We start from the raw sequence: 17,255 nt of genomic DNA, 5'->3' as shown, positions 1-17,255 counted from the left end.
CCGAAGCCCGGCGTTCGGCGGTGCCATTGGCATGCGTGACCCTGCCGGCCACCGCCAGCCCATGCCGGTTCTCCATGGTGGCGTGGCCCATATAGCAAAGCTTGGCCTCCCGTCCGGCCGCCTTGCGATAAAGCCTGCTGTCCGGGTCACTGGTACTCGCATGGGTGTCGTTCTTGCGCTTCTGGCCGTGGAAGTTGGCGCCGTCATCATCGTTGCCGCTGCCGTCCTTGGGGCGAAAACTCTTCTGTGAAGCCCAGGCTTCGATCAGCGTTCCGTCGACCGAAAAATGCTCGTCCGACAGCAGCGGCTTGACCTGCGAATGGTTCAGAAGCCTGGTCATGAACTTCGTGAACACGTCGCCGTTCTGCAGCCGCTCCCGGTTCTTGGTGAAGGTGGTCGGGTCCCAGACCGGATCGTCCGGCGACAGTCCCACGAACCAGCGATACAAAAGATTGTAGTCCAGTTGCTCCATCAACTGGCGTTCCGAGCGGATGCCGTAGAACACCTGCAGCAGCAAGGCGCTCAGCAATTGCTCCGGAGGGATCGAAGGACGTCCCTCGCTGGCGTAGAGCCTCCCAAGGCCGCGGTTCAAATCACTCAAAACATCCCGGACGAGTTCCCGGACCTTCCGCAGCGGATGGTTTGCTGACACACGCTTATCCGGCGCGATATACGAAAACAGGCCGCCCTAATCCATAAATCTGCCGCGCATGATCGTCTCCACCGATTCGAGATGATAAAGTGAATCATCAGACCCCCTCCGTGGCGAGGGGGTTTTTCAGCAGACTGCTAGACCGAGATTTCTTAAAACTGAAGGAGAGCGGACGTTTTGCCCTGTTCGGTAAAGAGCTCATCGAGGACCGACCGATACCGCTGAGGCGGTGGCTCGGTCTGCGAAGACAGATTGTGATGCCTTTCGCGGCCGCCAGATATTTCGGAGAGCCATTCAAAGTACCAGGGTCTGATCACATCTCGATCAGCAAACCGGACTCGAATTATGCCATACAGCACCAGATCTTGATGACTTTCATCGCTGAGTTCAAAAAGTTCGCCGTCTTGCGCAGGGGCATAGTCTCGATTCAAGCAAACCTTGACCGCTTTGAAGAGATTCGGCCCGCCATGAAACAATTGGTCGGATGGGGAACCGACGGCATGAACCCGAATGCTGTGCACCACCGCCTCTCAGACAGAGGCGATGCAGTAGAGTTTGAAGGATACGGAGAGCTTAAGAAGGTAACGATTGATGATCTTGATGAGCTTCCTCCTTCGGATCAAAGCGCGATCGCCGCCTCCAACTCAGCAATGCAACAGTTGTTGGGAGACTGGAACGCCATTTGGAAAAAGGGGCAGCTATCTAGCGACGACAAGGAAACACTGTTGGGTATTGCGTCCCAAATGCATGATCGCCTCGAGCTCATCTTTCGGGTTGTAGAGCAAAGTATGGGCGGCATTCTTCAGGATCACTATGGGGCGCAGCGAGCCATCGCCAAATACGCGCGCGATCGATATGCGGATCTTCAACGTAAACGCTGAAGCGTCCCGCTGCTTGCTGTAATTCCTGTTCCTATGTTCTAAACGCCACCAATCAGTACTAAACCCAAAGCATCAAAAACCGGGCGCAAGCGTCTCGGCGCTGAACGGACGCGATGGCGTCCCGTCGATCATCAGCTTCAAGTAGATATGATAGTTGGGTAGCTGCAATAGATCGAGCTCGTCAAATCGCTCTTGAAATTCTCGCGCCAGGTAGCTCGCGTCCTCTGAGCCAACGCGGAAGGAGATGATCGTGCCGGCATTTCCGAGAACGGCATGGCGCACGTCTGGCTCGAGCTGGTGAAGGTACTGGTGGGCGACAGTAAACCCGACGCGATATTTGCGGAGCTCCGAGAACATGTTGGCCATGGCGAGCGTCGTAAAGTTCTGGAACTCGTCAACGTAGACGTAAAAATCTCTCCGGTCATGCGCGGGCAATTCCGCTCGGCTGAAGGCGGCCAGTCCAAGCGTTGTGACAAGCAGGCCGCCCAGTAGCGATGAGCTATCTTCGCCGATTTGTCCCTTAGCTAGGTTCACGAGCAGCACCCCGCCCTCATCCATCATCTGCCGGATGTGGAGGTCGCGCTCAGGCGCGGTGAGTAGCCGATTGAGGAGTGGGTCCGAAAGAAAGGCCCCAACCTTGTTTTGAATAGGGGCGGTACCGTCTGCTCGGTAGCCAAATGAAAAACGATCGAACTCTTTTAATAAGAACGTGCGGACGGTCTCATTCTTTAATTTTCGCGCAATCTCCGTACGGAACTTCTGGTCAGACAAGATGCGAAGCACGTCATGCATCGTCGACTGCGGCTGCTCCAGGAGTGCCATAAGCACGTTCCGCAAGATGTGCTCCATTCGCACGCCCCATGCGTCCGGCCACATCTTCTTGAAGACCTCGATAAAGCCGGAAGCGGCAAGGGCGATGCGATCTTCGCGAACATGGCGCAGCGGGTTATACCCGTACGGCTGCGCTGGATCACAGGCATTCAAATAGATAATGTCCGATTTTCGTCGCATCGGCACTTGAGCCGCGACACGGTCCACCAGATCGCCGTGAGGATCGATGAGCGCTAGTCCGTGCCCGCGTTCCATGTCCTGGAGCACCATCGTCTCGATCAAGGTCGACTTGCCGGTACCTGTCTTACCGATGATGTAGATGTGCGAGAAGCGGTCTTCGTCCTTGATTCCAAAGGCGTAGTCGACGTTGCGATGGTCGGCGCGGGCAAAGCGCGTAAGTGCTAGCAGCATGCGCTCCATACTCGCGCCTCAGACATATCCTCCCAGAGGGTGTGTCAGGTATTTCGATGTCACGCTCCGCTCAGTGACGAAGTGGCACGATCTCCCGCCTCCACTCGTTTCGACTTAGCCGCGACAATCACCCCAGAGTTTTGGTCTTTACACGTTCCGCCCCGCGATCCGGGACCTGCATGCATGTCCGGGTCTCGGTGGCGAGGCGGAGGCATCGCGACGAGCGTCCATACGGTCGATTGGGTATTTATTCTAATCCGGCTCAGTGACGGACGCTCGGCCTCCTCCTCGCGATCGAGCCCCCGAATGGGTCGGGTGCTCGTAGCGAGGAGGACACGATGACCAACATTGCTCTTTCCCAAAAAGCTCTAAAGCTGATGCGGCTTTGCGACCTTAGCGGCTTCGATAGCATCGACGATCTTCTTCTATTGGCGGCTCTCAAGGATAGTGTGTGTCCCGCCATCTGCATGACGGAGGGATGCGACTACACGGCCGTTATGGAGCCCGACCAGGACGAGGGTTTCTGCGAGGCGTGTGGCGGCAACACGCTTGTATCAGTCCTCGTGCTTGCCGACTTGATCTAGGAGGTCGGCGATGCAAGTCAGAAACTTCTACCACTGCGCAGAGTGCGGCCGCGAGTGGACGGACATCTGGTCCGCACAGTGTGACGATGATTGTCCGCACTGCGGCGCCCGTCATATGTCCCCCTACAGGAGTGAGGACGCGGAGGAGCGCGATGATGAATAAGATCGCACTTCTCAACGACGCGTTCCGGAACGCGTTCCGCGGTGGCAAGGTCATGATGACAATCGGCGTTGCGGAGCTAGCGGACTGCGTGAAGGCCGAGGCGCTTCGTCAGGTAGCGGATTTCTCGGAATTTACGCCGGAGAACGACCCGCACGGTGAGCACGACTTCGGAAGCTTCGATCTGGTCGGCCGCAAGTTCTTCTGGAAGATAGACTATTACGATAAGGACATGCGGCACGGCTCCGAAGATCCCGGCAATCCCGAGCGGACACTACGCGTGCTCACGCTCATGCTCGCGACCGAGTACTGATAAAGCAAGAAGTGGCCGCCTCCCATCTAGACGCAGCGGATGGACGCTCCAGCAGGAGGAGTACCGTTGTCGGGACCATCGGATGGCCTGCCGGACCGCATTTGCGGTTAGGCGCCCGATCAGCGCGAACGTGACTTTAGTTCGGCCCTCATTATTTGGGGGCCGGTTTTTTTATTCCGGTATTATGGCGCAAACGCCACAAGAACTTTGAACGATAGCGCCCATCTCCACCGCAAAGGAGATCACCATGGCGCGACACAGGCCGACGCAGAACCCGTACACCTGGCCCGCCATCTTCACCGTTGAGCGGCTTCATGCCGAGCTAGGCGGGCAGATATTTGAGAATCGGCAACAGGGCGAACAGCTACGCGACCAGATGCGGCACGTTGAGGCGGTCCTGAAGTTGCTGGACCCCGGCTACAACCTCGCGCGCATCGGCGTGAAGCGCCGCAAGGCCAACCCGTGGTTCAAGCGGGGCACTTTATATAATATAGGCGCGCGGTGGATGTGCTCAGGACAGCCACGGAGGCCATGACGGCCTCCGAGATCGCCGCCGCTGTGTTGGCCGCGCAGTCGTGCAAGACTCCAGTAAGGAGGACGTGCAGGGCGTAGCTCTGGGCATCCAGCACAGCCTCAAGAACCACGAGGGCAAGGGCGTGCAGATTGTCGGAGAGGCAAGGCTGGCGCGGTGGCGGCTTGCTGGCTAAAACCGAATTTAATGGGATCGGCTGATTTGCGAACCTAGATTTGGGTCGTGTCGGCATCCTCCCTCCCTGGCACTTCTCGACTTCCGGCCTAAGCTCTCCCCCGGAGGGCTGGGGCCGTTTCTTCCACGACTTGTAAAGAGGCCCGCCGTGTTGCTGAAAACCACTTTAATTGCGGTTGCTATGACCGTGCCGGCACATGCCCAGCGATCGCAACGGGGGATCACTATCATCACCCCCTACAGCGTGCATGTGTATAGCGCCGATCCGGCAACGCCTGGGCGTCTACTCGATGACGAGAACCTCCAACGGCAAAACGAGCGCCAGAGAGCGCATCATGAGGCAAATGGAGCTGGATCGAGAGGCCGAGCGCCAAGAGGTGGATCAATGATGGCAGCCCCGGCGCCCTCCTAACCTGCGGCGTCTGCAGCTTCTGCCGTCACCCTTTGCAAGAAGTCATAAGTTCTTGCCTTCGGCAGATGCTGCATTTCTCGGAAAAAATCGGTCTCTGTGATCTCGGTCGGCCATACCAACCGAACAGCTATGTCGAGCCGCTCTTCGCCCTTTTTGCGCACAACACTAAACGCACGTCCGCGCGTCGGGGCGGAACCGCGTGATTGTAGATCGTCACCGGGTGATCGCTGATAATAAATTTCACGTCGGCGTCTTCGGCAGAAACGAGTTCGCGAACCGCTTGCGCCCAGATCGTGCAGTGCATCATGCGTATACCCTGCATCTCGAACATCAATTCATTTTGCGCGGCTTTTGCAGGAGCCGACGTCGGGGAGTGGCACGATAATTTTCAGACGCTTTTTGAATACATGGACATCCAAAAAATTCGGACCCCCAAAGGGATGCCAAACAGATAGCGCTCGATTTAGGTCAACGCCATCAATCGAACATACCGCCACCGTGCGCCCGTATCGATCCAGGCTCAACGGGCGCGGCAATCGACCGGCCGTCGCGCAATGAAGGCGTCAAGTTCGTTCGCGGCCTTCGCGCCGCACCGATACTGTACGCTCGTGGTTCTTCACGGACGACTAATTGTCGTCCACTTCGCCCGAAGACGACGGGCCGGACGAACTCAAGCTATCCGAATGTCCCACTGACGGCGCGGGACTGGGTGCCGCAGGAGTCGATGCGGCAGAACTCGGCGCCGCCCAACTGTGCTCTGCTGGCGCGACAGCGGGCGCCGGAGTTGGAGCAGCCATTGGAGCCACAGGTTTGGGAGCGCGGGGTTTGGGAGCTGCCCGTTTGGGGGCTGCAGGTTTGGGCGCAACGGCAGCGGCCGGAGCTGCCATCTTTTTTGCCGAGCTCTTTTTGGCGGATTTTTTAGCCGACTTTTTCGGCGCGGCCGCCTTCGACTTCTTCGCCGATTTCTTGACCGACTTCTTGGCTTTCTTCGCCGACTTCTTGGCGGATTTCTTCGAAGCTTTTTTCGCGGATTTCTTCTTCGCCGTCAGAACCTTTTTCTTGCTCTTACTTTTCTTGCCAGCCTTCTTCTTTTTGCCTTTAGCCATAGTGATCCTCCTGTTGCCGCCGATCAATGTCTACGATCCCTGTCGATCGGGCACTTAAAAATCATCCGCCTTTCGCGCGGGGCCAATCGATGAGCTCAATCCCGGCCAGGGACCGCCCGTCGCCCAATCGAGAAGCTCAAATCGTGGACCACAGGAACTGGCGTGCCGCCGGCAATCTGCACCATGCATCCAATATTGACCGCAGCGATCATGTCCGGCTTGGCCATCGCGATGTTGCCGACCTTTCGATCGCGCAATGGGCTCGCAAGTCAGGCTGGAGAATGTTGTAAATCCCCACCGAATCGCAGCACAAATGGCCTCTCGGGCACATCTTTCACCACGAATCCGTTCTTGGAAAGCAATTCTTACGGGGCTTGCGTGATTTTCGGGCTGTGCTGCAGTGAACAAGCCGAGTGATAGGCGATGCTGCAGATCGAGGCCGCTGACATATTCCGTAATGTCCTTGGCCAGTGCCGAAACTCTTGCGGCGGGCTTGCCAATCCACGCGTTGCGGCGGGGTTCAATCTCTAGTTCGGTTATTTGCTGCCTTTCATCGTCGTTAAGCGGCCTGAGCGTCCCCGAAGGATCAGTAAAGAGGCGCCATACATTCCGACCCTCAAGTCGGCTTCACGCTCTGCGATCTGCGCACAACATCGTCAGCGACAGCCGCCGATAATCGTCGCCCACCGCCCGCCGGCATGTCGAAGGCGTAGAATTGGACCTCCTGATCGTGCTTGCGGGAATGCAGCGCTGCGAAGTCCGACATGCCGTCGACGCGAGCACCACCCGCTTCGCCGTCCAGGACGAATTGCTGTGTGCTGCTGCCGCACCCGGACAGCCGACTCGACGATCCACGGAAACCGCTTCGACCAACCCCTGGTGATCAGGAGCACCCGGTTATTCTCCCGCATCACCATCATGCGGTAGCCGTCGTGCTTGATCTCGTGAATCCACGGGCCGGTCGGGAACTTTCGTTGCCCCGGTCGGGATGCAGGGAAGGTACTTCGGTTTGAGCATGGACGAGATATAGGCGGTGGATAAGCAAGCAGAAAGTCCATCCCTCAGCGAATATGCTTGCTCGAATCGGACGAAGCAAGCATGGATGTGCGAGCCGTTAGCAAGCACAAGGTGCCGAATGTCCGAAAATGACCGACAAAGTAAGGGCGGAAATGCCCGTGCACGCGCGCTCTCTTCTGAGCAGAGGCGTGAAATCGCTAAGAACGCCGCGCAAGCCCGGTGGGCCAAGATAGCTGATCCGACCGGGCTTCCGAGGACAAGCCATCAGGGCATTTTGCCGATCGGCGATGTGGAGATCGAGGTCTATCGCCTGCATGACGGCAGGCGCTTGATCGCCAAGGGCGCTATGGCACGGGCGCTCAATCTCAAGTCTGAGGGTGGCAATGCCTTTCTGAGGACAGTGACGCGGAAGGGGGTACGATCCGCAATCAGCGAAAATCTATGGGAAAAAATCGATAATCCCATTATTTTCAATAGGTTGGATGCCGATTTGGAAGGTGCGGGTGCTACTGCGACGGCAGACGGATATGAAGCGACTACGCTGATCGAAATCTGCGACGCGCTAATCCAGGCGCGAAACGATGATCTACTGGCCCCGTCTCAAGCGTTCCTCGCCGTGCAAGCCGAAATCATCATGCGATCTGCTGCGAAGGTCGGCATTGTCGCACTGGTCGATGCCGCGACCGGCTATGTCGAGGATGTAAAGAAGGAAGAATATCTCCGCCTCTGGAAGGATTTCGTCAGCTCTGAATTTCGGCAGTGGGAGAAAGAGTTTCCCGACAAATTCGCTGACACGATTTACAAGATTTACAACCTTAAGAGGAAAGACCCAAAATCATTTCGGCACCCGCAATTCTTCGGTTGGTTCACGCGCAAATATATCTACCACCCGCTCGCCAACAGCAACGGCGCCGTCTTAGACATGCTTGATGAAGCTAACCCTGTCGTCTACGCAGGCGGCGCCCGAAAATTCAAACTGCATCAGTTCTTAACCGAAGAGGTTGGCGTTCCAGCGTTGCGTCAGCACCTTTGGCAGGTAATCGGTATCGGGAATGCTTCTAGGGACAAAGTGGACTTTGAGAGAGCCTTCTATCGCGCGTTTCCTGAGGCAATCCCGAAGGCCAACGACGGGCAAATCGATTTCTTCGATAAACTGGATACCGCAGCTTAAGCAAACAGGATCAGCGCCCGGCTCGGGTGAAACCTTACTGAACGTGCCGCTCTCGGGCACCACGAGCCAGCCACGCTCGATCGCCAGTTTCAAGCCGGCCCTATCGTCCGTTTCGCTAACAAGGTAGGCCATGCTGCAAAGGGTAGAAGCAGCCTTTAAGTTTCGCGTCTGGTCGCACGCCCGACGCGAATCGAAGCCGAAATAGATGCCGTGATCAAATGCCTTCGATAATCCGGACGGCACAGCAGCCCACTGAATAACAACAAAAAGTCAATGGGCTAGCCAAATCGGACCGAGCCCAGTAGGTTCAAAATTCACTGTTCACTTCAAGGTATCATGCATGCCCTTCGGAGAAGTCCCCAAGCGCAACCACCCGCGCGGTTCGCGTCGGTTGAATTTTTCGGGGCCCCACTGATGGGCGAGACCTATCAAGGAAGTCTCTTTTCGAGCGACTTTCTGACTGACTCGATTACCCGGCTCCCCGATTGGGCAGAGATATCTGCCGCCGAAATCAGCGATCTTGCGAAATCCCTTACGGACATTTTTTCCAAGTTTCCGACCAGGCAGACGCCGAACGAGGCGCAGACTGAAGATGATCTCATTTGGAAAGTCCTCAAATTGCTCGGCTGGACGGCATTCTTGCGCCAGCAAAATCTCGCGCCGAAAGGCCGCGAAGACGTACCGGACGGGATACTGTTCAAGGACGATCTTGCGAAGGGTCAGGCCAACAAAACGCCGGAGGAATGGCGGCGGTATGAGTTTGGGCTCGCCGTTGTCGAATCTAAGCGCTGGAACCGTCCCCTCGACCGTCGGTCAGGAACACGTGGTGAGGAAACGGCACCATCCACGCAGATGCTGCGGTATTTGCGGCGGGTCGAAGACCTGACTACTGGCAAGTTACGGTGGGGCATTCTCACCAACGGGGGACGTTGGCGTCTGTACTATCAGGGTGCGCGCTCGGTCGCTGAATATTTCTTCGAGATAGACTTGGCGCAAGTTCTCGGAATTGAAGGCCACGAAGGCGGCTTGATTGCCCTTAACAAAGGCGAGCGAGAGCACGCGCTCCGGGTCTTCTATTTGCTATTTCGGCAAGCTGCCTTCACAGGCACAGCCAGTGATCCACGTACCTTCCACCAGCGCGCGATGGATGAGGGGCGATTCTATGAAGAGCGCGTTGCAACTAATCTGTCCAACGTTGTATTCGGCGAGGTCTTTCCGAAACTGGTGCGCGCCATCGCGAAGGCCGCGCCTAGTGCCGAATTGCAGAACGTCCGCGAGGCCGCCCTGATACTGCTCTACCGGCTCTTATTCATTTTATACGCCGAAGATCGGGACTTACTCCCTGTGCGTGATCCACGCTACGACGATTATGGATTGCGGGACAAGGTGCGTGGAAATATCGGCGAACGCAAAACCAAGAACGACATATTTTCCGATACGGCCGCTCGTTACTGGGGAACGATCGATGATTTGTGCCGAGCCATTGACAAGGGCGATAGCTCAATCGGACTTCCGCCCTACAACGGCGGTCTGTTCGATCGGGACCGCACGCCGCTGCTGACGGAGGTGCGAATATCCGATGCGGTGATGGCCGACGTAATCGATGCGTTATCCTTCGAACGAACGTCGGAAGGCCGACATTATATCAACTACCGCGATCTGAGCGTGCAGCAACTCGGTTCTATCTATGAGCGCCTGCTAGAACACGAAGTCGTCCGCGACGGTGAAGCCATCGAGATCCGCCCTAATATCTTTGCCCGCAAAGGCTCGGGAAGTTACTACACGCCCGACGAACTTGTAACTCTCATCATCCGGGAGACGATATCACCGCTAATTACCGATCGCTTTGAGGCTTTCTCCACAAAGGTCGAAGAGCAAGCAGCGAGCGACAAACCGCTGAATCAGAGACTTGGTACGTTGAAGCGAGCGGATCCTGCGGAAAAGCTCCTCGATCTAAAAATTTGCGACCCAGCGATGGGTTCCGGCCACTTCCTTGTGGCCTTGGTAGATTATCTAGCGGATCAGGTCATCACAGCTATGGCCGAGGCTGAGGCCATGGTGGGATGGGGCCATTACGTCTCTCCACTTACCGATCGGATCGAAACGATCCGGAATACCATTCTTGGCAACGCCGAAGATCGAGGATGGACAGTCGATCCCGAACAGCTCGACGACCGGCACATCATCCGACGAATGATTCTGAAGCGCTGTATTTATGGCGTCGACAAAAATCTCATGGCGGTAGAACTGGCAAAGGTCGCCCTATGGCTGCACACCTTCACGGTCGGTGCGCCCTTAAGTTTCCTGGATCACCATTTGCGACACGGAGACAGTCTGTTTGGACTTTGGGTAAATGGCGGCTTCGCGAAGGCGTCGATCATTGAAAGCGGCAAGACAAAGGGTGCAAAGAGCGGAAACACGCTATTTCTGCACGAACCAATGAACCGCGCCTTGCGCGCCGCCTCATCGATGCAGATTATCGAGGGCCTGACCGACGTCGAGATCGCCGAGGCTCACCGGTCCGCCGACGTTTTCGCAGAAGTCCAGGACATGACGGCTCCGCTCGGCGCTCTTTTGTCATTCTTACATTCGCTCGACTGGCTCGAACTGAATACGCGCGACAACAAGCTTCTGCTACAAGCCTTCCTGTCTGGTGTGTTTGGCGACCCGGTAAAAATTGTACTTGGAAAAGCCGATCCGCTTCAAAAGCACTATGGCTCCGAAAGAGCTCAGAACGATGCTAAAGCCTTCTCATCGATCCTTGCACAGTCACGCGCGCTGATAGCTGAGGAATACTTTCTCCACTGGCAGGTCGCCTTTCCCGGCGTCTGGTCTGATTGGGACAAAACAATTCTGACTGGCGGCTTTGATGCGATCATCGGTAACCCGCCGTGGGATCGCATCAAACTGCAAGAGGTCGAGTGGTTCGCTGCCCGCCGGCGCGAAATTGCGCTTGCTCAGCGGGCCGCCGAACGCAAAAAGATGGTCACCAAACTTGAGAAAGCCGGTGACCCGCTTGCCTTGGATTACTCAAAAGCCTCCGCTCGCGCCGAGGCTGGCATCCGAATGGCCCGCACTGATGGCGACTATCCTCTGCTTTCTGGAGGAGACGTAAACATCTATTCGCTGTTCGTTGAACGCGCCATGTCGCTTGTTAAGCCCGAAGGCATCGTCGGCTTACTCACACCATCGGGTATTGCATCCGATAAAACTGCCGCGCCGTTTTTTAAGGGCTTGTCAACCAGCGGCAAACTGAAAAGTTTGTTCGATTTCGAAAACCGGCGAACCCGGTATGACGCAAAGCCCTTCTTCCCCGACGTGGATAGTCGGTTTAAATTCTGTGCGACCATTGCAAGTCCTTCTCGGACATTTGCTGCCGCGCGGTGCGCCTTTTTCCTCCAAGATATTTGCGAACTGGAAGATCCTGAACGATGCTTCCCGCTTGCAGCACGCGACTTCGCGCGGGTTAATCCCAATACCGGCACTGCACCAATCTTCAAGACGCGGCGAGATGCGACTTTAACCACGAAAGTGTACGATCAGCTTCCGGTTCTTGTTGATCGGTCAACCGGAGGAGAAGTGAAGGCCTGGCCGCTCCGCTATTCGACCATGTTCCACATGACGAACGATTCCAGTCTGTTTCGAACGCGATTTGAATTGGAGGAGACGGAGGGGGCATACCCGTTCATCGGAAATCTGTACAAGGGCCCGAGCGGCGAGTGGCTACCTCTATATGAAGGTAAGATGGCTCAGGCATTCGATCATCGCGCAGCGAATGTTGTCGTGAATCCTAACAACCAGCATCGTCCGGCTCAGCCGGAAGCCGCAACTTTGAAACAGCATTCCGATCCTGCATGGCAGCCTGATCCTCAGTTTTGGGTGTCCGCGTCCGAATGCCCTTGGAACGGCAATGAAGGTTGGGTGCTTGGCTTCAAAGAGATTACGGCAGCGACAAACGAACGCACTTTCATCGCAGCAATTTTTCCAAGGGTGGCCTTTGGAAATAAGCTTCCTCTGTTGTTGCCGGAGGTACCCCAAAGCGATCGCCGGGAATATTTGCTTTGCGCCAACCTCAACAGTACCGTCTTTGATTTTGTAACGCGTCAAAAGGTGCAGGGTCAGACGCTAAATCTATTTATTGTGGAACAACTCCCCGTCGTCCCCTTCGACCATTACGCAGCGAACCGCTTTGGTAAAAAGTCAGCGGAGGAAATTGTACGCGAGGCAGTCTTAGAGTTGACTTACACTGCGAATGATATGACCCCGTTCGCGCTAGACCTTGGCCACGTCGATAGCATGGGTAAAGTTAAGCCTCCCTTCAAATGGGACGAAGTGCGCCGCATGCAGCTTCGCGCGAAACTTGATGCAATCTATTTTCTTTTATACGGCATCACCGAACGCGATGACGTGAGATACATCTACTCAACATTTCCAATCGTTGAACGTCAGGAAACCGCAACGCACGGTCGGTATCTTTCCCGCGATCTGTGCCTCGCGTGGCTAAGCGCCCTTAGCGCGGGCGATCCGGACGCAACAATCATATTGTGAGGGTGGATGGGCAAATCGTCGCCAAGTGTCTCAATTTTTGAGCAAACGCCTACTGGTCCCAAACATCTATTTCTACGCGTCGTCGAACTTTTATCGACCACTGGTTTGGAACGCTTCAGAGCCGCCGTAGCCTACGCCCGATGGGACGGTATCGGCTTAATTGCACCCCAGATCGAAAAGTTACTGGGTGATGGTGGGGAATTCCAATCGATCTATGGCGTCGCGAACGGCATCACAACGGCAGATAGTTTGCTGTACGGTCTCTACCTTCAGGAGTTGTACAGCACACACACCTACGCAGGAGCTATCGAGGACAAGTACGCTAATTCCATTTTTCATCCTAAATTCTTCGAGTTTAGATTTCCGGAAACCACGGTTGTTATCCTCGGATCGGCCAATCTGACGGGAGGCGGATTTGTCCGTAACACCGAACTCGGTGTTGAGGTTTGCGCAAGGCGTGGTGACGCCTTCGAAAAACAGGCCGAAGCCGCCTGGAAATCGATGCGCGCAGGATCAGAGGAGTTGACTCTATCGTTAGTGCGTAAACTTCAGAAGCAAATGGAGTTGGCTTCCGAACTGGATAAAGGAGAAAGCCGATCGGACCAAAGCAAACCAAAGCTTGCCGCGATTGTAAAAGCGAGCCCTAAGCCGCTCTTCAAGAAGGTTCTCGCGCTAAAGGAGCCGGCAACGCGTTCAAAAATATTTTCGAAGATGGACACACTGAGTGTCCGCCCAAAACGGCTCTATCTTCAAATATTGAAATATGAAACTGGCGGCCAGGGAAACAGCAAAAACCAAGGGTATCAGATTCAGCTTCCAGTCGGGACGCTGGCGACATTCTTTGGCGTTGGGCAAAATGAAAGCAAAGAGGCGACTTTTCGTTTTCCAAATGAGATGGTGAAAGTTCACCTTACCCATTTTGGAAATAATACGCACCGTCTTCGCCTTCGACCTTTGCAAAGTATCGCGCGCCCCGCCGTCGTAATCTTTGAGCGAGTTGGTTCTAACGACTACAAATGTTCAATCGTTCCTGCTAAGGACTACGTGAGAACGTTAGCCCGCAAATGCAAAGAACAAACAAGGACGGGCGCACGAAAATGGGGATTGGAATAGCGGCTTTCCGAGCGAAACTATCCCGAGCCTAGGATCGTCGCGTCACGATCTTTCACAGCATCGAGCTTGTCCTGTTCCTCGCGGGCAAAGTTCTTGGCTTGCTCCAGCGCCTCAGCCGTACGCATACGACGACGAGGACCGCCTGATTGACGCATGCGCGCGGGCACGGCGAGCTCTATGATGGCGTTGCGTGAAGGTCAGGCGGCCTGCTGACCGGCGGGCTTGTCGGCTTGGCGCAGGAGCTTCCATTCCCAGGGCAGCAGTTCGTGCAGACGCGACGCGGGAAGATCGGCGATACGGGCGAGGACGTCGGCGAGCCAGGCCTTGGGATCGACGTCGTTGAGGCGACAGGTCGTGATCATCGTCAGCATGATGGCGGCACGGTCGGCGCCACGCTGGCTGCCGGCGAAGGTCCAGTTGCGCCTTCCCAATGCGATGCCCCTCAATGCGCGCTCAGCGCAATTGTTGGTCAAGCAGATCATCGCAGCGCCTTCAACACCGCCGACACCAGCGAGGGCGGCGCCGACCCGCAAATCCTGATCCGTCCGCTCCCCGTCAATTCCACCACGATCACTTCACCGGACGGTGCCGCTTCCTTGATCGGCTCCGCTTCCATCGCCGCTTTCACAAAGCCCTGGTCAGCAAGGTCCTGGCGAAGCCGGCGCCGCCAGGTGTAAATCAGCCCCGTCGAAATGTCGTGATCCCGCGCAACCTGCGCCACACACGATCCCGGCGCAAAGGCCTCCGCAACGATCCGGCACCGTTCATCCTCGCTCCAATTAAGCTCGCTCTTAAACACGTGCTTATGAGTGCTCAATCCGCCTCTCAAAACAAGGCGGCCTTCATCGTGGGCGTACAGTGGGCTGTGCCATGACGCATGTCCTACTTCGTTTCGGGAAGCGGCCCCATCGCGACGATAGGAAGAAAGGTCGCGACGGTCGAGGATGCGCTTAGGAGCGCCCGAAACATGACCGGAGATAAAATGACAGCCGTTGCGACCAGGGATCACCTAGGCAACATGATAGACGGGAGCGATTTGCTCGCGTGCATCGACGGCGAGAAGGTACTTTCTAATGATTTTACAAGCGCACTGCCAGAGCTGGGTCTCGCAGGGAACGCGCTTTTATCGCTCTCGTGCTTAGATAACCGGTCGCGGGGGGCGAGTTCGATTGGCTATTCGGCATCGCCCTTTCCTAGCGAGGTCGTTGTGTTCGCAGCAACTTCAGCACAGAGCCCCCAGCAAAGGTTTATCGCGCCGTAGAGAAAGAGTTCCCAGAATTGTCTGGCGGATAACGAGTAGTTCGAAGGCTCTACCTGATCTACAGAACTAATGTACAGCGGATACATGACGATGACACCGACCGCCATTGCGCCAAAGAAAACAATCCTGCCTCGTAGGCGCAATTTGGTGCGGACGTGGGGCGAAATCATGCCGCCGATAATCATTCCCACGATAAAGCAAATAACGCCGACACCCCTGAAATATGCTTCCCAAAAAAGACGTAACGGAAGCCCTACAACGTTAAAAATAAGTACAGCGATTCCGGCTAGGCGCAAAAGCCATCCGCCTTTTGGCTTCGACGCGCTTGTCATCATCTACGGTCCGCTGGTGCATAAATCACTATAGGTGCAGCTACTACGAATGCTCGTACGGCGTCATTGCTGAATACGGCAACCTGAAGCTCGACAGGTTCGACGTCTGACGCTGTGATCGAGAAGATCGTATCTGCAAAATTTGTGCGTTTCTGCGAAACAGCCGCTACTCTAGCCTTCAGGATCCTCTCCGGAATCCATTCTTGATCCTTTATATTCAGATCGTTGATGCTAGACGCAGCCAGTCCCACCGTTTCTCGATCCTTCAACTGGTCCGTAACATTCTCCAGCAACCGTGGCGGCATCTCGATCGCGACGAGAAATCTATCGCTAGTCTCGCCACTAATTCCGAGAGTAATAGTGCCATCCTTCCAGGAGGAAGAGAGCCGCAGCTGTTCGCTTATGATTTTGCCAGCTTTCTCTTTGAGAACATCGATAACATTGTCCAGAGGAGACTTTTCAGGGGCACGATTTTTTCTGACAAACGCGCTGGCAGGCAGCCTATTCCGTTCTGAAGTGTTAATGAACTGGATGTGAGCTGCATCAAGAACATCAATTTCTTCGTGTACCAAAAAGAGCGGTGGCTCAGCGCAATAGCATTCACCCTTGGGCAAATTGACTAAGGCAAGTCCGACAGGCTCCCATTTGAAACTCAACGCATTCTGCTGATTAACATTGCAAACCGAATTTCGTATTCGGTGAGTTGTCCCGGTCGGCGGGTCCAAAAATGAATACGAGAAAAATGCAACGTCGGTCCGGTTGATCGGGCCAGGGTTCTCGACGTAATGCTTCGCGGCGTGTTGGGCTGCCAGTTGAGAAGCGTCAGGTCGCTTGCAGCGTTCAAGCTGCATCGCGGATAGCGGACCGAGTCCAACGAATCCCGCGATTAACAGCCCGAGCATCATTTTGACGACTGTTAGAGATTCGCTCATTCCCGGCCCCCGTTTTTTTCAACCTAACATAGAAAATGGCCTCCTACGAGGCCATTTGGGTGGGTTCAATTTGTCGATCGGTAGTCTAATTGCCACCACCAGGCAGAGACCGCTATCAACGCCGCAACTGTCAAGTATAGGCCAAGTATTTCCTTGACCGGATATTCGAAGGCCGTCGGCGCGGTAATGGTACCGGCGGCGAGGCACACTACGACGGGCACTCTCCAACTTTCCTTCTGCTGTCGGCTAATTCCTATAACCCCTCCAATCACCAAACCAGCGGCGAACACATAGGGCCAAGGAGCAGGAAACTGTCCTGCTATCGCGCAAGCTGACGCAAAAACCGAAACTAAGACAGCATATACCACGATCTTTTGCACGTGTACCTCCCAACGTTGCAATCTGGTAGTATTATGCCGTGCTTTCACCCGAGATCTACTTGCGAGCCCCCAACATTCGTTGTCCAGATTGTAGATAACGCAAACCCAAGAATCGAGTTCCGAGTTCGAGGAAGGTGGGCCGTCCTAGCAAACCATATTCCTGGCGAGGTAGCGGGACCTCATCGATATCGCAGATGCCCGAGGCCGATCCCCATAGTCCGTGCCTTCTGTCTTAGTGAGCCTTCCGATCGCTTCATCAGCTTCGCTAGCTTGGATACAGGGGTTCTCGCTTTGAGTGATAGCAGGATCATGCTCATCGGCAAGCGAACGGAAGAGCTGGTCCCGCAGAGCTGGTCCCGCTTGTCTGAACAGACTTTCCGCGTCGATAAGTGGAGCCTCTGCCGAGATTAGGCCGCCACGCGGAGCGGCGGAAGGTTGAAGTAGG

Annotated in this window: 15 protein-coding genes and 2 pseudogenes; 9 read left to right on the top strand and 8 right to left on the bottom strand. The window is 55.5% G+C overall.

Translation table 11 applies throughout. The features are described from left to right. A partial coding sequence (locus IVA82_RS09410) for an IS5 family transposase (protein ID WP_247493263.1) occupies positions 1–682 on the bottom strand: 682 nt, incomplete at its 3' end. A 59-nt stretch (positions 683–741) separates the two neighbouring features. Between IVA82_RS09410 and IVA82_RS09405 the strand changes: the two genes are divergently transcribed. Next, the gene (locus tag IVA82_RS09405; RefSeq protein ID WP_247390075.1) at positions 742–1,533 is read left to right on the top strand and encodes a hypothetical protein; all 792 of its coding nucleotides are present in this window, start codon (positions 742–744) and stop codon (positions 1,531–1,533) included. A gap of 72 nt (positions 1,534–1,605) precedes the next feature. On the opposite strand, the gene IVA82_RS09400 is transcribed toward IVA82_RS09405, so the two are convergent. Next, on the bottom strand, positions 1,606–2,784 hold the full coding sequence (locus tag IVA82_RS09400) for a type IV secretion system DNA-binding domain-containing protein (RefSeq protein WP_247390074.1): 1,179 nt from the start codon (positions 2,782–2,784) through the stop codon (positions 1,606–1,608). A gap of 329 nt (positions 2,785–3,113) precedes the next feature. Here IVA82_RS09400 and IVA82_RS09395 point away from each other — a divergent pair, with 329 nt between their 5' ends. From IVA82_RS09395 to IVA82_RS48510, 4 genes are all read left to right on the top strand, one after another. Next, complete coding sequence (locus IVA82_RS09395) at positions 3,114–3,359, top strand: hypothetical protein (protein WP_247390073.1); 246 nt, start codon at positions 3,114–3,116, stop codon at positions 3,357–3,359. Positions 3,360–3,511: 152 nt separating this feature from the next. Beyond that, the gene (locus tag IVA82_RS09390) at positions 3,512–3,832 is read left to right on the top strand and encodes a DUF3768 domain-containing protein (protein ID WP_247493262.1); all 321 of its coding nucleotides are present in this window, start codon (positions 3,512–3,514) and stop codon (positions 3,830–3,832) included. Positions 3,833–4,079: 247 nt separating this feature from the next. After that, positions 4,080–4,367: a hypothetical protein gene (locus IVA82_RS09385; protein WP_247390071.1), complete on the top strand. Its 288-nt coding sequence runs from the start codon at positions 4,080–4,082 to the stop codon at positions 4,365–4,367. A gap of 40 nt (positions 4,368–4,407) precedes the next feature. Next, positions 4,408–4,539: a hypothetical protein gene (locus tag IVA82_RS48510; RefSeq protein ID WP_256469634.1), complete on the top strand. Its 132-nt coding sequence runs from the start codon at positions 4,408–4,410 to the stop codon at positions 4,537–4,539. A 538-nt stretch (positions 4,540–5,077) separates the two neighbouring features. Here the strand turns inward: IVA82_RS48510 and IVA82_RS09380 are convergent. Further along, positions 5,078–5,281 (bottom strand): hypothetical protein, encoded by a 204-nt coding sequence (locus IVA82_RS09380; protein WP_247390070.1) that lies wholly within the window; start codon positions 5,279–5,281, stop codon positions 5,078–5,080. 299 nt (positions 5,282–5,580) lie between these two features. Here IVA82_RS09380 and IVA82_RS09375 point away from each other — a divergent pair, with 299 nt between their 5' ends. Next, positions 5,581–6,114 (top strand): hypothetical protein, encoded by a 534-nt coding sequence (locus IVA82_RS09375; RefSeq protein ID WP_247390069.1) that lies wholly within the window; start codon positions 5,581–5,583, stop codon positions 6,112–6,114. On the opposite strand, the pseudogene IVA82_RS09370 reads toward IVA82_RS09375, so the two are convergent. Further along, positions 6,111–6,545: pseudogene (locus IVA82_RS09370) on the bottom strand (heterodisulfide reductase-related iron-sulfur binding cluster); the annotation flags it as partial. The gene IVA82_RS09375 and the pseudogene IVA82_RS09370 overlap by 4 nt on opposite strands. A 646-nt stretch (positions 6,546–7,191) precedes the next feature. Between IVA82_RS09370 and IVA82_RS09365 the strand changes: the two are divergent. From IVA82_RS09365 to IVA82_RS09355, 3 genes are all read left to right on the top strand, one after another. Next, complete coding sequence (locus IVA82_RS09365) at positions 7,192–8,244, top strand: P63C domain-containing protein (protein ID WP_247390068.1); 1,053 nt, start codon at positions 7,192–7,194, stop codon at positions 8,242–8,244. A 414-nt stretch (positions 8,245–8,658) separates the two neighbouring features. Further along, a complete protein-coding gene (locus IVA82_RS09360; RefSeq protein ID WP_247390067.1) occupies positions 8,659–12,792 on the top strand; it encodes a hypothetical protein in 4,134 nt (1,377 codons plus the stop codon). Between the two features lie 6 nt (positions 12,793–12,798). Beyond that, the gene (locus tag IVA82_RS09355) at positions 12,799–13,905 is read left to right on the top strand and encodes a phospholipase D family protein (RefSeq protein ID WP_247390066.1); all 1,107 of its coding nucleotides are present in this window, start codon (positions 12,799–12,801) and stop codon (positions 13,903–13,905) included. Between the two features lie 197 nt (positions 13,906–14,102). On the opposite strand, the pseudogene IVA82_RS09350 reads toward IVA82_RS09355, so the two are convergent. The 4 genes and pseudogenes from IVA82_RS09350 to IVA82_RS09335 form a co-directional block, all read right to left on the bottom strand. After that, positions 14,103–14,384: pseudogene (locus IVA82_RS09350) on the bottom strand (transposase domain-containing protein); the annotation flags it as partial. Then, entirely contained in the window at positions 14,384–14,704 is a 321-nt protein-coding gene (locus IVA82_RS09345) for a transposase (RefSeq protein ID WP_346658809.1), read from the bottom strand. The gene IVA82_RS09345 and the pseudogene IVA82_RS09350, both read right to left, overlap by 1 nt. Positions 14,705–15,078: 374 nt before the next feature. Beyond that, positions 15,079–15,501: a hypothetical protein gene (locus tag IVA82_RS09340; protein ID WP_247390064.1), complete on the bottom strand. Its 423-nt coding sequence runs from the start codon at positions 15,499–15,501 to the stop codon at positions 15,079–15,081. Further along, positions 15,498–16,430: a hypothetical protein gene (locus tag IVA82_RS09335; RefSeq protein ID WP_247390063.1), complete on the bottom strand. Its 933-nt coding sequence runs from the start codon at positions 16,428–16,430 to the stop codon at positions 15,498–15,500. Before IVA82_RS09335 ends, IVA82_RS09340 begins: the two co-directional genes overlap by 4 nt. Positions 16,431–17,255 lie beyond the last annotated feature (825 nt).

It is taken from the genome of Bradyrhizobium sp. 142 (assembly GCF_023074015.1).
Taxonomy (GTDB): domain Bacteria; phylum Pseudomonadota; class Alphaproteobacteria; order Rhizobiales; family Xanthobacteraceae; genus Bradyrhizobium.
The sequence above is the reverse complement of the archived record's forward strand: the minus strand, read 5'-3'. Positions and strand labels throughout refer to the sequence as shown.